Origin of the sequence: Actinoplanes sp. NPDC049548 (genome assembly GCF_040676695.1) — a bacterium.
Lineage (GTDB): Bacteria > Actinomycetota > Actinomycetes > Mycobacteriales > Micromonosporaceae > Actinoplanes.
Window position 1 is genome coordinate 218922 of record NZ_JBFAPM010000004.1, and the last position, 14815, is coordinate 233736.

The 14815-nt window shown below is 71.9% G+C and carries 14 protein-coding genes; 8 read left to right on the top strand and 6 right to left on the bottom strand.

The window, feature by feature from the left end:
• Window positions 1–57: 57 nt before the first annotated feature.
• Both AB0J80_RS10835 and AB0J80_RS10840 read left to right on the top strand, forming a co-directional pair.
• Window positions 58–2487 (top strand): helicase-associated domain-containing protein, encoded by a 2430-nt coding sequence (locus AB0J80_RS10835; protein WP_364703140.1) that lies wholly within the window; start codon window positions 58–60, stop codon window positions 2485–2487.
• Between the two features lie 173 nt (window positions 2488–2660).
• Entirely contained in the window at window positions 2661–4322 is a 1662-nt protein-coding gene (locus tag AB0J80_RS10840; RefSeq protein ID WP_364703143.1) for a DNA repair helicase XPB, read from the top strand.
• 25 nt (window positions 4323–4347) lie between these two features.
• Here AB0J80_RS10840 and AB0J80_RS10845 read toward each other — a convergent pair whose 3' ends face one another.
• The 5 genes from AB0J80_RS10845 to ligD (AB0J80_RS10865) all read right to left on the bottom strand — a co-directional run bounded on the left by AB0J80_RS10845 (window position 4348) and on the right by ligD (AB0J80_RS10865) (window position 8493).
• A complete protein-coding gene (locus tag AB0J80_RS10845) occupies window positions 4348–4902 on the bottom strand; it encodes an AAA family ATPase (RefSeq protein WP_364703145.1) in 555 nt (184 codons plus the stop codon).
• Between the two features lie 245 nt (window positions 4903–5147).
• Entirely contained in the window at window positions 5148–6266 is a 1119-nt protein-coding gene (locus AB0J80_RS10850; protein WP_364703148.1) for a hypothetical protein, read from the bottom strand.
• A complete protein-coding gene (locus AB0J80_RS10855) occupies window positions 6263–6604 on the bottom strand; it encodes a PadR family transcriptional regulator (RefSeq protein WP_364703150.1) in 342 nt (113 codons plus the stop codon). Before AB0J80_RS10855 ends, AB0J80_RS10850 begins: the two co-directional genes overlap by 4 nt.
• Window positions 6605–6644: 40 nt before the next feature.
• Complete coding sequence (ligD, locus tag AB0J80_RS10860; protein ID WP_364703153.1) at window positions 6645–7550, bottom strand: non-homologous end-joining DNA ligase; 906 nt, start codon at window positions 7548–7550, stop codon at window positions 6645–6647.
• A complete protein-coding gene (gene ligD / locus AB0J80_RS10865) occupies window positions 7540–8493 on the bottom strand; it encodes a non-homologous end-joining DNA ligase (RefSeq protein ID WP_364703156.1) in 954 nt (317 codons plus the stop codon). The genes ligD (AB0J80_RS10860) and ligD (AB0J80_RS10865) overlap by 11 nt, the downstream gene beginning before the upstream one ends.
• A 93-nt stretch (window positions 8494–8586) precedes the next feature.
• Here ligD (AB0J80_RS10865) and AB0J80_RS10870 point away from each other — a divergent pair, with 93 nt between their 5' ends.
• From AB0J80_RS10870 to AB0J80_RS10885, 4 genes are all read left to right on the top strand, one after another.
• Entirely contained in the window at window positions 8587–9483 is an 897-nt protein-coding gene (locus AB0J80_RS10870; RefSeq protein ID WP_364703159.1) for a Ku protein, read from the top strand.
• A gap of 13 nt (window positions 9484–9496) precedes the next feature.
• Window positions 9497–9985, top strand: coding sequence for an NUDIX domain-containing protein (locus AB0J80_RS10875; RefSeq protein WP_364703161.1), 489 nt, complete (start codon window positions 9497–9499; stop codon window positions 9983–9985).
• Window positions 9986–10025: 40 nt separating this feature from the next.
• Entirely contained in the window at window positions 10026–11297 is a 1272-nt protein-coding gene (locus AB0J80_RS10880) for an MFS transporter (RefSeq protein WP_364703163.1), read from the top strand.
• Between the two features lie 216 nt (window positions 11298–11513).
• Complete coding sequence (locus AB0J80_RS10885) at window positions 11514–11972, top strand: hypothetical protein (protein WP_364703165.1); 459 nt, start codon at window positions 11514–11516, stop codon at window positions 11970–11972.
• Window positions 11973–12042: 70 nt separating this feature from the next.
• Here AB0J80_RS10885 and AB0J80_RS10890 read toward each other — a convergent pair whose 3' ends face one another.
• Window positions 12043–13188, bottom strand: coding sequence for a geranylgeranyl reductase family protein (locus AB0J80_RS10890; protein ID WP_364703699.1), 1146 nt, complete (start codon window positions 13186–13188; stop codon window positions 12043–12045).
• Window positions 13189–13253: 65 nt separating this feature from the next.
• Here AB0J80_RS10890 and AB0J80_RS10895 point away from each other — a divergent pair, with 65 nt between their 5' ends.
• Together AB0J80_RS10895 and AB0J80_RS10900 are read left to right on the top strand one after the other, a co-directional pair.
• Window positions 13254–13820: a sugar O-acetyltransferase gene (locus tag AB0J80_RS10895; RefSeq protein WP_364703168.1), complete on the top strand. Its 567-nt coding sequence runs from the start codon at window positions 13254–13256 to the stop codon at window positions 13818–13820.
• A 298-nt stretch (window positions 13821–14118) separates the two neighbouring features.
• The gene (locus AB0J80_RS10900; protein WP_364703171.1) at window positions 14119–14757 is read left to right on the top strand and encodes a TetR family transcriptional regulator; all 639 of its coding nucleotides are present in this window, start codon (window positions 14119–14121) and stop codon (window positions 14755–14757) included.
• Window positions 14758–14815: the final 58 nt, after the last annotated feature.

The window sequence follows — 14815 nt, forward strand, 5'->3', positions numbered from 1 at the left end:
GTCCGGCCACGCCCCGGACCCCCGCCAATCGTCCCACGGCGGTTAGCGTGGATGGCGATGGCCACCGCATTCGCCGACCAGCTCCGGTCCCTGTCCGACGACGCCCTGGGCGCGCTCATCCAGTTGCGTCCCGATCTTGTCGTGCCCGTGCCGTCCGACGTCTCCGCCCTCGCCGTGCGCGCCCAGTCCCGCGGCTCGGTGGCCCGCTGCCTGGACGCGCTGGACGAGTTCACGCTCGCCGTGCTCGACGCGGCGCGGCTCAGCCGGGCCGAGGACACCGCGCTGACCTCGGTGTCCGCCATCCTGGCGCTGACCTCGGCGGTCTCGCCCGACGACGTGCGGGTGGCCATCGGCCGGCTGCGGGCCCGGTTCCTGCTGCACGGGCCGGAAGAGGCACTGCAGGTCGTGGGCGCGGTCGACGAGGTCACCTCGCCCTATCCGGCGGGCCTGGGCCGGCCCGCCGACTATCTGGACGCGAAGGCGGCGGCTCTCTGCGCCGACAAGGCCAAGCTTCGCCGTACGGTGATGGCCGCGCCCCCGGGCGCAAGGGCGGTGCTGGACCGGCTCGCGGCGGGCCCCCCGGTCGGCGCCCTCAGCTCGGGCGGCAGCGTGGCGGAGCCGGTGCAGTGGCTGATCGACCACCACATCCTGGTCCCGGTCACCGAGGCCGGCCGCGCGCCCCGGCCCGACGGTGAGCTGGTCGAGCTGCCCCGCGAGGTGGGCTTCCTGCTGCGCCGCGACGCCGGGCCCCTGGGTGAGCTGCGGCCGTTCCCGCCGGCTCCGGACGCTCCCGTACGCGACCCGAAGTCCGTCGACTCGGCGGGTGCCGGCCAGGTCATGGAGGCCGTGCGCACCACCGAGGCGCTGCTGGAGGCGCTGGCGGCCGAGCCCGCCGCGGTGCTCAAGACCGGCGGTCTGGGCGTACGGGATCTGAAGCGTCTTTCCCGGGCCGCGGGGGTCGAGGAGCCGGCGGCGGCCCTGCTGCTGGAGGTGGCACATGCCGCCGGCCTGCTCGGCGAGTCGGACGTCGCCGGCACCGGCCGGGGCGTCACGACGAGCCGCGCGTCCGGCGCCGCCGACGAGATCTTCCTGCCCACCGGCTCCTACGACCTGTGGCGGGCGCTGAGCGTGGCCCAGCGCTGGTCGGCGCTGGCCACCGGGTGGCTGGCGATGACCCGTCAGCCCGGCCTGGTCGGGCAGCGTGACGAGCGCGACCGCCCGATCAACGCGCTCGCCCCGGACGCCGAGCGGGCGGGCGCCCCGCAGGCGCGCCGGGAGGTGCTGGCCGCGCTGGCCGATCTGGCGCCGGGCACCGCGCCGCCGGCGGACGACGTGCTGGCCCTGCTCGCCTGGCAGGCGCCGCGGAGGGCGCGGGGCCGCGAGCACGCCCACCGTGACGCGCTGACCGGCGCGGCGACGTTGGGGCTGACCGGGCGCGGGGCGCTGACCTCGTACGGCCGGCTGCTGGAGTCGGGCGACGACCGGCCCGGCGACGACCCGCTGGGCGCCGGACCGGACGGGGAGCGGCTGCCGGGGACGTCCGAGGCGGTCCGGGCCCTCGACGCGCTGCTGCCGGCGCCGGTCGACCATGTGCTGGTGCAGGCGGACCTGTCCGTGGTCGTGCCCGGCCCGCCGGAGCCCGAGCTGGCGGCGGAGCTGGATGTGGTCGCGGAGCTGGAGTCGGCGGGCGGCGCGAGCGTGCACCGGGTCACGGCGGCGAGCGTCCGGCGCGCCCTCGACGTCGGGTACGCGGCCACTGATCTGCACGCACTGTTCCAGCGCCGGTCACGCACGCCCATCCCGCAGGCGCTCACGTACCTGATCGACGACGCCGCCCGCAAGCACGGCGGGTTGCGGGCCGGCTCCGCCGGTTCGTACGTGCGCAGCGACGACGAGGCGCTGATCGCCGAGGTGCTGGCGGACAAGCGCCTGAGCAGCGCCACCCTGCGCCGGCTCGCCCCTACGGTGCTGGTCAGCCCACTGCAGCCGGCCCGGCTGCTGGGCGCGCTGCGGGACGCCGGGTTCGCGCCGGTCGCCGAGGACTCCGCGGGAGCGGCGGTGCTGACGCGGCCCAAGGTTCGGCGTGCTCCCAGCCGTACCCCCGTCTCCGCACGGATCGCGGAGCCGGCGGGCCCGCTGCTGGCCGGTCCGCGCCTGGCCGGGGTGGTCGAGCAGATCCGCCGCGGCGACATCGCGACCCGGGCCGCGCGTCGTGCCCCCGTCACCGTCCGCGCCGCGAACGGGCAGGGTGTGCCCGGGCTCACATCTGTGCAGGCGCACACGCAGGCCATGGCGGTGCTCCAGCAGGCGGTCCGGGACAAGGCCCGGGTCTGGGTCGGGTACGTGGATGCGCACGGCGCGACCCTGTCCCGGCTGGTCCGCCCGGTGTCGCTCAGCGCCGGCTACCTGCGCGCGGAGGACGAACGGACGGAGACGCTGCACACCTTCGCCCTGCATCGGGTGACGGCGGCCGTGCTGGAGGAGTGACGGACGGGACCGCGCGCCCCCGTTGTTCCCTCGCGCGCGATCCTTCGCCCGTGCCTCAGATCGATAAACGCCTACATGGGCAGTAGGGTTGCACGCCCGGTCAAGCTTTCCCGTGTACGCGCGAAGCCGTGTCAGACTGGAGGGTCTTCTCTCGTTCGTGGAAGGGCACCTTGGTGAGCGGCGGACCCCTGATCGTGCAGTCCGACAAGACCCTGTTGCTGGAGGTCGACCACCCCGACGCCCAGGCCTGCCGGATGGCCATCGCGCCGTTCGCCGAGCTCGAACGCTCGCCCGAACACGTGCACACGTACAGGTTGACCCCGCTCGGCCTGTGGAACGCCCGCGCCGCCGGCCACGACGCCGAGAGCGTCGTCGACTCGCTGATCAAGTTCTCCCGCTACCCGGTGCCCCACGCGCTGCTGGTCGACGTCGCGGAGACGATGGACCGGTACGGCCGCCTCCAGCTCGTCAACGACCCGTCGCACGGGCTCGTCCTGCGCGGGCTGGACAAGATCGTGCTGGTGGAGGTGGCGAAGAGCAAGAAGCTCGCGGGCATGCTCGGCGCCCGCATCGACGACGAGACGATCGTCGTGCACCCGTCCGAACGCGGCCGGCTCAAGCAGGCGCTGCTCAAGCTGGGCTGGCCCGCCGAGGACCTCGCCGGGTACGTGGACGGCGAGGCGCACGAGATCGACCTCGCGGAGGACGGCTGGACGCTGCGCTCGTACCAGCAGGAGGCGGTCGAGGGTTTCTGGGCCGGCGGTTCCGGCGTGGTGGTGCTGCCCTGCGGCGCCGGCAAGACGCTGGTCGGCGCGGCCGCGATGGCCACCGCCAAGGCGACCACGCTGATCCTGGTGACGAACACGGTCGCGGGCCGGCAGTGGAAACGCGAGCTGATCGCCCGCACGTCGCTCACCGAGGAGGAGATCGGCGAATACTCGGGCGAACGCAAGGAGATCCGCCCGGTCACGATCGCGACCTACCAGGTGCTGACCTCCCGCCGCGGCGGCGCGTTCACCCACCTCGACCTCTTCGGCGCCCGGGACTGGGGCCTGGTCATCTACGACGAGGTGCACCTGCTCCCGGCCCCGATCTTCCGCTTCACCGCCGACCTGCAGGCCCGCCGCCGTCTCGGCCTGACCGCGACCCTGGTCCGCGAGGACGGCCGCGAAGGCGACGTCTTCTCGCTCATCGGCCCGAAACGCTACGACGCGCCCTGGAAGGACATCGAGGCGCAAGGCTGGATCGCCCCGGCCGAGTGCGTCGAGGTCCGGGTGACACTCACGGACGCCGAGCGCATGGCGTACGCGGTGACCGACGCGGAGGAGCGCTACCGGGTGGCGGCCACCGCCCGCACCAAGCTGCCCGTGGTCCGCGCGCTGGTGGAGAAGCACGCGGGCGAGCAGACGCTGGTCATCGGCGGCTACATCGACCAGCTGCACGAGCTGGGCGAGTACCTCGACGCCCCGATCGTCCAGGGCTCCACGACCAACAAGGAGCGGGAACGGCTGTTCGACGAGTTCCGCGCCGGCAACCTGCGCACCCTGGTCATCTCCAAGGTGGGCAACTTCAGCATCGACCTGCCCGAGGCGGCGGTGGCGATCCAGGTGTCGGGCACGTTCGGCTCCCGCCAGGAGGAGGCCCAGCGCCTAGGCCGGGTCCTGCGCCCGAAGGCGGACGGCCGCCAGGCCCACTTCTACACGGTGGTGTCCCGCGACACCATCGACACGGAGTACGCGGCGCACCGGCAGCGGTTCCTCGCCGAGCAGGGGTACGCGTACACGATCGTCGACGCGGACGACGTCCTCGGCCCGCCGCTCCCCCAGATCGACTGACGGGCGGCTCGACCACCGAAATCTCTCACGCATTCTGCGACGGCTCGGCGGAAGACTGAGCGGCGACAGGGATATCCGGCTCGGCGAGTCCGACGAGGGCCGCCAGCCGTAGAGCCACTTCCGTGGGGGTGACGCCGTCGGTTTCTATGGTGTAGTCGGTGGCAGTGGCTTGAGCCGCCGCGAAACGGCTCCAGTAGAAGTCGTTGAGTCCCGGTCGCCTCGGGTCCGCCTCGAAGCGGCGGACCCATGTGTCCTCGCCGGCACGCAGCTGGACCGACATGGTCGCGGTTCCGGCAGGCAGGAGCCCGGTGATGAGGTGGTGAAACTCCGAGGACTGGAACACCCAGGTGATCAGCAAGATGTCAACTTCGGCCTCGGAAGCGTGACTGGCCACGGCGCGCAGGTTTGCCTGCACCATGGCTTTCATCCGGTCATCAACACGCCACGGCTGGTGCAGCCACAGGCTGTCGACATCAACCCACTGGACGAGATGCTGCCCGTCCTGGGCGAGTTCCAGTAGACGCTCGGCCACGGTGGACTTTCCGACACCGGGGGCACCACCCAACATCACCGTCAGCATCGGCGGACCCTATCTGCCGTCCAGCGCGCAACGCCATCCATTTGAATGCCTCGCTACCGGCGAGGTGGTCGGCCTCAGAGACATACGGGTGCGGCGCGGCGCCGGCTCACCGCCCGACCTGCAGGCCCGCCGCCGCCTCGGCCGGACCGCGAGGACGGGCCGCGAAGGCGACGTCTTCTCGCCCATCGGCCCGAAACGCTACGACGCGGCTCGGCCGGAGCAGTGGCCGGCGTCGCCGGCTCGGCCTAGTCGGCGGTCGAAACCGCCGCTCCGGCCGGAGCAGTGGACTGCGTCGTCGGATCGGCCGCACCCTCAGTCGCCGTCGCCGTCGCCGTCGCCGTCGGATCGGCGGCATCTTCGGTCGCCGTGGGCTCGGTCGCGTCGGCGGGTTCGGCCGGGGCGAACGGGGCCACCGGTTCGGGGACGACCGCGGCCGGCCCGGAGTCCGAGACGTCGCTGCGAAGCAGGAACGCACCGCCGAGACACCCCAGGGCGAGCACGAACATGAGCGCGACCACGCCGGCGACCAGCGCCCGCATCCACGTGCCACCCGAGGCGGGCCGGCGAACCATCGGCGGTGGGGCGAGCGGCGGCCCGCCGACGAACGGCGGCGGCGCACTCGCCGGCGGCCGGAACGGTCGTCCGGGCCGTCCGGGCCCGCTCGGCGGGAACGGCCCCGGCCGGGTCCGGCGCAGATCGTCCGGCGGCGGAATCACCGCGGCGGGCGCCGGCGGCACATAAGCCTGGGGTGTCGGCATCGGCGGCACCCACGCCGGCGGCGCCGAGGCCGGAGCGGGGGCAACCGAAACCGTAGCCGAAACGGGCGCCGCGGAAGCCGAAGCGGAAGCCGGCGCCGCAAGATTCGAAGCGGAAGCCGGCTCTTCAGGACCCGGCGCAGCCGCAACCGAGGCAGGAGCCTGCGCAGCCGGGTCAGGACCAACCGAGGCGGCCACCATCGCGGCCACCTCGGCCGTGTCCACCGGCGCGGTCCGCTCGGCACGCCCGCTGAAGCGCGAGTTCGCCGCGAACGACACCGTCCCCGCGAAGACCTGCCCGCCCGTCTCCGGGACCGCGGCGGGCATCGGGGCCGAGCCCACGGACACCGCCGGCAGCGGCATGGTCGGCTGCGGCAGACCCGCCTCCTCGTACGCCGCCGCGGCCAGGACGTCGGGGCTGCCGAGCCGTTCCAGCACGTGCAGCAGCTCCGTCTCCGTGGTCACGCCCCGCTCGGCGCGCTCGTTGAGGATGTGGGCCTCGAGGTCGCCCAGCAGCTCGCGGCGCTGCACGACGGGCAGGCCGTGGAGTCGCTGCTCGATCTCGTGCAGGTACTCGGCGACGACGGCGTCGAATCGGTCGCTGGTCATTCCCCACCGGTCCCTACGAGACGGTCGACGGTCTGTCGAAACGAAACCCATTCCGTGCGGAAGTGCTCCAGCGCCGACCGGCCGCTGTCGGTGAGGGCGTAGTAGCGCCGGGGTGGGCCCGACGGGGACTCGCTCCACTTGCTGTCGAGCCAGCCGACACGGCGCAGCCGGGACAGCAACGGGTAGATGGTGCCTTCCGAGGCGGCGAGGTTGGTCTCGTCGCCGAAGCGCCGCACGATCTCGGTGCCGTACCGGTCCTCGTGCTCGACCATCGCCAGGACGCAGAACTCGAGGGTCCCGCGCCGCAGGCCGGTCGACAGCTGCGCCACGTCCGCCATGCGGCACACGGTACCTTGCGTCGCAAGGTACCTCAAGGAGTCACGGCAGTGCCGGGCCGGGCTCCAGCAGATCCTCGAGCAGATCACCGTACGTATCGACGCGCTCGAGTACCTCGGCGGCGCCGAACTGCCGGGCGGGCTCGTCGCCCAGCGCCATGGCGACCACTTCTTCCCAGGTCAGCGGCGTGGACGCGGTGGGCGCCTGCTGGGCCCGCAGCGAGTACGGCGCGACCGTCGTCTTCGCGGCGGCGTTCTGGCTCCAGTCGATGAACACCTTGCCGGGCCGGATAGCCTTGGCCATCTTCGCCGTGATCGAGCCCGGCACCTGGGCGGACAGCTCCTCGGCGACCTTCTTGGCGTACCCGGAGACCGTCTCGGAGTCCTGCGTGCCCGAGATCGGCACGCACAGCTGCATGCCTTTCTTCCCCGACGTCTTCGGGTACGCGCTCAGCCCGTCCACGGCGAGCCGGTCCCGCATGAGCATCGCCACGGCGCAGCACTCCCGCAGCCCGGCCGGCGCGCCCGGGTCGAGGTCCACCACCATCAGGTCCGGGTGCTCGCCGATGCGCCACTGCGGGGTGTGCAGCTCGAGCGACGCCAGGTTCGCGACCCACACGAGGGTGGCCAGCTCGTCGACGACCACGAAGTCGATGGTCTCCCGGGACTTCGTCGAGCCGGGTACGGGCAGTGTCTCCAGGCGTACCCATGAAGGGGTTCCGCCCGGGGCGTTCTTCTCGAAGAAGTGGGCTCCGTCGACGCCGTTGGGATAGCGGATCCGGGTGAGCGCCCGGCCTTGCAGGTGCGGCAGCAGCACCGGCGCCACGCGCGTGTAGTAGTCGACGACCTCGCCCTTGGTGAAGCCGGCGGCCGGGTACATGAGCTTGTCCAGGTTCGACAGCTCGAGGTCGCGGCCCTCGATCTGGACGGCGAAGCGCTCACCCACCATCGTCGTCGTCCTCCACACATTCCGCGGGCGTCTTGTCCGGGCGCAGCCGCAGGAAGCGCGGGAACCGCAACCGTCCGTCGGGCGTGCGGTTGCCGTAGCGCACCTCGACCACCAGGTCGGGGCTTACCCAGTGGGCGCCGCGCGCATCCTCGCGGGGCACGGCGCCGGCCGCGAACGGCGACTCGCGCGCGGCGATCGGGCCCAGCACGGAGAGCAGCTCACGCTCCGCGTCCCCGCCGATCCCGCCGCCCACCCGGCCGCGGAAGCGCAGGCGGCCGTCCGGTCCCGGTACGCCGACCAGCAGGCCGCCGAGCCGCCGGGCACCGGACCGCCACCCGCCGATCACGTAGTCGCCGGTCCGGTCGAACTTCACCTTGATCCAGTCGGGTGAGCGGGCACCCGGCACGTACGGCGTGTCCAGCCGCTTGGCGACCACGCCCTCGAGGTTGTTCTCCCGCGCCGCCGCCGCGGTCGCCGGGCCGTCGGTGAACGCCGGTGGCACCATCCACGGCCCCCGGCCCAGGTCGAGCTCCTCGAGGCGGGCGCGCCGCTGCTCGTACGGGAGGTCGAGCAACGACTCCCCCGCGTACCGGAGAAGGTCGAAGATCATGTAGGTGACGGGGAGGGTGACCGCCAGGCGGGCCGCCTTGCCGGGGTCGCGGACGTGCATCCGCTCGGCCAGCGAGGTGAAGGAGGGCCGGCCGGCCGCGTCGAGAACGACCATCTCGCCGTCGAGGAGTGAATCGGGCGGCAATGCCAGCGAGGCGATCTCCGGATAGGCGAGGCTGACGGAGGTGCCCGAGCGGGCCCACAGCCGCGGCGCACCGCCGGAGAACGAGGAGAGGACCCGGACGCCGTCCCACTTGAACTCGTAGCTCCAGCCCGCGCCGAGCGGGAGCGGCCCCGCCGTCGCGAGCATGGGAGACAACGGCGCACCCGGCACCTGATCACCATAGGCAGGGACGAACACCTTACGCAGGCGTCTCGGTGATGCAATCCTTGATCGAGCGGCTGCTCACGGGGGTAGGAGGCGACAATGCGGGCGATCTGGAAGGGCGCGGTCTCGTTCGGCCTGGTGTCGATCGCTGTCAAGCTCTACTCGGCGACCGAGGAGAAGGACATCCGGTTCCACCAGGTGCACCGCACCGACGGTGGCCGGATCAAGTACCAGCGGACCTGCTCGATCGACGGCGAGGTGGTCAGCTACGACGACATCGCCAAGGGGTACGACATCGGCGGCGGCGAGATGGTGATCCTCACCGACGAGGACTTCGCCGACCTGCCGCTCACGACGTCCCGGGCGATCGACGTTCTGCAGTTCGTCCCGGCGGACGACATCGACCCGCTGCTGTTCGCCAAGGCGTACTACCTCGAGCCCGAGGGGCAGGCCGCGAAGCCGTACGTGCTGCTGCGCGACGCCCTGACCGAGGCCGACCGGGTCGCGATCGTCAAGATCGCCCTGCGCCAGCGCGAACAGCTCGCCACGCTGCGCGTCCACGACGACGTCCTCGTGCTCAACACCATGCTCTGGCCCGACGAGGTACGCACCCCCGACTTCGGCTTCCTCGACGACGACATCGAGACCCGCCCGGCCGAGCTGGCGATGGCGTCGTCGCTGATCGACTCGATGGCGGGCAGCTTCAAGCCCGAGGAGTTCACCGACAACTACCGGGCGGCGCTGCAGGAGGTCATCGACGCCAAGGTGGAGGGCCGCGAGATCGTCGCGCCCGAGGAGGCGGAGGAGGCCCCGGCCGCCGCGGTCGACCTCATGGCCGCCCTCAAGGCCTCGGTCGAGCGGGCGAAGGCGGCCCGCGGCGAGAAGCCGGAGGAGCGGGCACGCGCCGTCGAAGCGACGCCGCTGCCCAAGAAGAAGGCCGCACCAGCGAAGAAGAAGGCCACCCCGGCGAAGAAGGCGACGAAGAAGACCGCCTGATTAACTGGTCCCCGTGGGATTGACGTGGGCTGAGTCTTATCTGGGTCGGGTTCGCACGAGCGTCGGGGACGCCGACACGCTGCTGTTCGTGGGTGCGCGCGGCGTGATCATCGACGAGCAGGGGCGGCTGCTGCTCATCCAGCGCTCCGACAACCGCCGCTGGGCCATCCCGGCGGGCGCGATGGAGCTCGGCGAGAGCATGGAACAGTGTGCGATCCGCGAGGTGTGGGAGGAGACCGGTCTGCGTGCCACCTCGCTGACACCGTTCGCGTTCTACAGCGCGTACACGTACACGAACGAGTGGGGACACACGTACCAGCAGATCCTGATGTCGTTCCGCATCCACGAGTGGGAGGGCGAGCTGCAGAAGGTCACGGACGAGTCGGTCGACGCCGGCTTCTTCCCGCTCGACGCGCTGCCCGGCCCCCGCTCACGCATCATCGAGGAGACGCTGGCCGACCTCGCCGCCTTCGAGAGCACCGGTCGCATGGTGCTGAAATAGCGTCGCGCCGGGCCTGGGGCTGAGGCAGGATCGGCCCTCGATGGACCTCACCCCGCTGCGCACCTCGCGCGACTTCCGCCTCGTCTTCGCCGGCGGGGCGGTGTCCAGCTTCGGGTCGTTCATCACGTACGTCACCATCCCGTACCAGGTCGCGGCGCTCACCGACGACCCGTTGATGGTCGGGCTGCTGGGCGTGTGCGAGCTCGTACCCCTGCTGTTCATGGCCTTCGTCGGCGGCGCCCTCGCCGACTTCCTGGACCGCCGCCTGCTGGTCCGCGGCGGCGAAGTGGCACTCGCGGCGCTCTGCGGGGTGCTGCTGCTCAACGCGCTGTCCGCCAGGCCGCACCTGTGGCTGCTGTTCGTGATCGCCGCCCTCACGGCGACGGTCGACGGCCTGCAACGCCCGGCACTCGAGGCGATGATCCCGCGGCTGGTGCAGCCGGACGAACTCCCCGCGACCATGGCCCTGAACTCGCTGGGCATACAGATCGCCCAGCTCGGCGGCCCGGCGCTGGCCGGCATGCTCATCGCATCGGTCGACCTCTCCCTCGTGTACGCGTTCGACCTGCTCACCTTCGCCGTCTCGGTGACCTGCCTGACCCTGGTGAAGGCCGTACCCCCGCCCCCGGACGCGGACCGCCCGTCCCTGCGCTCGGTGGTCACCGGCCTGCGCTACGCCCGCAGCCGCCCCGAGCTGCTCGGCACGTACCTGGTCGACATCAACGCCATGTTCTTCGGCATGCCGCAGGCGCTCTACCCGTTCCTGGCCACCCAGCTCGGCGGACCCAGGATCCTCGGCCTGCTGTACGCGGCCCCGGCGGCCGGCTCCCTGCTGGCGACGCTCGGCTCCCGCTGGACCGGCCGCGTCCACCGTCACGGCCTCATGGTGATCGTCGCGGCGGCCCTCTGGGGCGCCGGCATCATCGGCGTCGGCCTGTCGAACACCCTCTGGCTGACCCTGTTCTGCCTGGCCTTCGCCGGCGCCGCGGACATGATCTCGGGCATCTTCCGGATGATCATCTGGAGCCAGACCATCCCCGACCACCTCCGCGGCCGCCTCGCCGGCATCGAGATGCTGTCGTACACGACCGGGCCGCTGCTGGGCCAGCTCCGCTCGGGCCTGATGGCCCGGACCCGGCTGGGGGTGGGCGGCTCGATCTGGGTGGGTGGTGCGCTCTGCATCATCGGTACGGCCGGACTGGCGCTCGCCCTGCCGAAGTTCCTGAGGTACGACGGCAAGGACGGTATGGCGCGCAAGAAGGCCGAGGACGAGGCGTGGGCGGCGGCCGCCGAAGCCCGCACCCAGGCCTAGCCAAGCCACGCTTGTTGCTTCGACAGCTTAAGAATCTGAGGTTCCGGGGTCGCCGGTCATGCGGATCACACGAATAGAGTCACCGTTACCGATGAATCGGGGGCTACTCGCCGGTAGCGTCGTGCCGGACATCGATCGACCGCCGACCGGCGGCCGACCTCAAACGGCTCACCCGGCGCGATCCGCCGGTGTGGCAGACGACCTGGAGTATCCCTCGTGCAGACCCGCAAGATCGCCCTGATGGCCGCCGCCACGCTCGGTGCACTGTCCCTCGGCATCGTCCCGGCCTTCGCCGCCGACGACGCCGGCACCACCCCAGCGATCGGCACACCCGCGGTCGACGGGTCCGCCGGCGCCGTCATCGCCACCGTGCAGGTCGGCCCGGACGCCGCCAACCGGTTCCGGATGCGGGTCACGGACCCGGCCGCCATCGCGCAGGTACGGGCGAACCACGCCGGCACCGAGGAGTGGCCGACCCACCCGATCGGCACGATCGTCTACGGCAAGGGCTCGGGCGACAACACCGGCTACAGCTGGTACCTCACCGATGTGCAGATGGTGGAGATGTCCGCCGAGGTGTGCGACGGACTGCCGTCGTACGTGGAGCGTCACGCCGTGACCTCGCCGTACTACTGCCCGTGGGCGGCGAAGGTCGTCGCCATCGAAGAGGTCTGACACCGGCCGTACGCCCGGGCCATGTCCACCGACGTGACCCGGGCGTCGCCGTCGTGCGAGCCCATGATCGCTACGGAAGCCGGTCGCGGCCTCCCGCTAGGCCGACCGCGAGCCGGATGGGCTTGCGCTGCAGCACCCCGGCCATCGACAGCTCGCCCCGGCAGAACGACTGGAACGCCCGCCAGCCCACCGGTGTCCGCATCGCCGCGTGCATCAGCCTCGGATGCCGGCAGAACACGTTGAGCATCCGGCGCCCCGCCGCCATCTCCGGCGCGAGCCGTCGCTCGATCACCCGGTCGTACTCGGCCAGCTCCTCCGGCGTACGGGCGCGCGCCGCCACCTCGCCCGCCCAGGTCCCCGACCGCAGCGCATAGCTGATGCCTTCACGCGTCCACGGCTCGAGCAGCCCCGCCGCGTCGCCGACGACGAGCACCCGGCCACGGCGCAGCGGCGCGCCGACGCTGCGGCATCGCGTCAGATGCCCGGAGTCGCGGACCACCTTGCGGTCGGCGAGGCCCAGCTGCGCCAGGAAGTCCGAGAGGTATTGCTTGGTCTCGGCGCCTTTGCCCTTGGCCATGATGACGCCCACGGTCAGCTCGTCGTCCTTGGGGAAGACCCACCCGTACGAGCCCGGCACCGGCCCCCAGTCGAGGAGCACCCGGCCCCGATAGGCGGCCCGGTCCCCGGGCGTGGCGGCGAGCTCGACCTCCAGCCCCAGATCCTGCTGCTCGAAGGTGACCCCGACGTGTCGGGACGTGACCGCGGCCGACCCGTCCGCGCCGATCACGGTCCGCGCGGTGATCACTTCCCCGTCGGCGAGGGTCACGGTCGCCGCATCGGCGTCCTGGCCGACCGTGCGGACCTGGGCATTCTGGCGTACGTGGGCACCCGCGGCGACCGCAGCCCCGTACCAGGCGAAGTCGAAGTCGTCCCGGCGCACCATGGTGAGCAACGGGCGATGCCGGGTCCGGCGGGTGAACGCCCTGCCACCCCGGTCCGTGAACGTGATCGCGTCCACCGTGTCCCGCGCCGGCACCGCGATCCTCGGGCCCGCGATGGAGAGCGAGGTGCCGATCAGGCCGCCGCCGCACGTCTTGTAACGGGGGTGCTCCGCCCGCTCCAGCACGATCGTTCTCGCCCCGCCCGACGCCGCCGCGTGAGCCGCCGCCAGACCACCCGGACCGCCACCGACCACGGCCACGTCCCACTCCGCCACCACGACCGGAGTCTATCCACGGCGCGCTGTGTACAACCGTACACATGATGTGTACGGTTGTACACATGACGGAGCGGAGCATGCGTGACCGGATGCTCGCCGGCGAGCTGTACATCGCGGACGACCCGGAGCTGGCCCGGGACATGGAGCGGGCGGCCGCCCTGAGCCACCGGCTCAACACCATGGACCCGACCGACGCCGCCGCCCGGCGCGCTGTGCTGACCGACCTGCTCGGCGCGTTCGGCCCGGACAGCGAGATCAGGCCACCGTTCCGGTGCGACTACGGCTACCAGACCTTCATCGGCGCCCGCACGTTCGCCAACTACGGCCTCATGTGTCTCGACGTCGCCCGCATCACCATCGGCGACGACGTGCAGATGGGCCCGAACGTCCAGCTGCTCACCCCGACCCACCCGGTGGCCGCCGGCCCTCGCCGCGACAAATGGGAAGCGGCCCGCCCCATCACCATCGGCGACAACGTCTGGCTCGGCGGCGGCGTCATCGTCCTCCCGGGCGTGACGATCGGCGACAACACGGTCGTCGGCGCGGGCGCGGTCGTCACCCGCGACCTCCCCCCGAACGTGGTCGCGGTCGGCAACCCCGCCCGCATCATCCGCGAAGTCGAGCAATGACCACCGCCCATCACCGCGACGCGCGAACAGCGCCACCCCACCCACGAACAACACGACGAACCGTGACCGTGCCGACTCCGATCAACGAACGGCACAACGAACACTGACCCTGCCGCCCCCGAACAACGAACAGCGACCCTGCCGCCCCCGAACAACGAACAGCACAACGAACAGCGACCCTGCCGCCCACGAACAACGAACAGCACAACGAACAGCGACCCTGCCAACCCCTCGAGCGACGAACAGCGGGACGAACAATGACCGTGCCGACCCCAACCCACGAACAGCGGAAAAGACGGTGACCGCCCCGTCCCGGTCCGCCCGTCGTCACGACCCGGACCGCAAGTCCCGGATCATCGACGTCACGGTCGACATCATCGCGGAGCACGGGGTCGCCGGCACCACCCATCGCCGCATCGCCGCGGCCGCCGACGTACCCCTGGGATCCCTGACCTACCACTTCGACGGCCTGGACGACCTGCTGACCCAGGCCTTCCGGCGGCATGCGGAACGCATGTCCCGCTCCTATGCGGCGGCCTTCGCCGGCGTACGCACCCACGACCAGTTCGTCGACGCCGTCACCGACCTGATCCACAGCGACGCGGACGCCGACTCGCGGGACTGGGCCGTGGCCTACGAGCTCTACCTCGCCGCCCTCCGCGACCCGGCACTGCGCGAGGTCACGGACTCCTGGATGCGAACCAGCCGGTCGGTACTCGAGCGCTTCACCGACCCGACCACCGCCCGCGGCGTCGACGCCCTCATCGAGGGCCTGGTGATGCACAAGGTCCTGGCCACCACATCGGGCGCCACCCGCTCCGAGACCCGCGACATCATCGCCCGCCTCGTTCCGCCCTCGTCCGGCGTGACGGTTCCTTCCGCGACCAGTTCCGCGCCCCAGCAGCCCTCCTCTCGACGCGCCAGTCCTCCCCGTTGACGCGCCAGTCCTCCCCGTCGACGCGCCAGCCCTCCCCCGTCGACGCGCCAGCCCACCC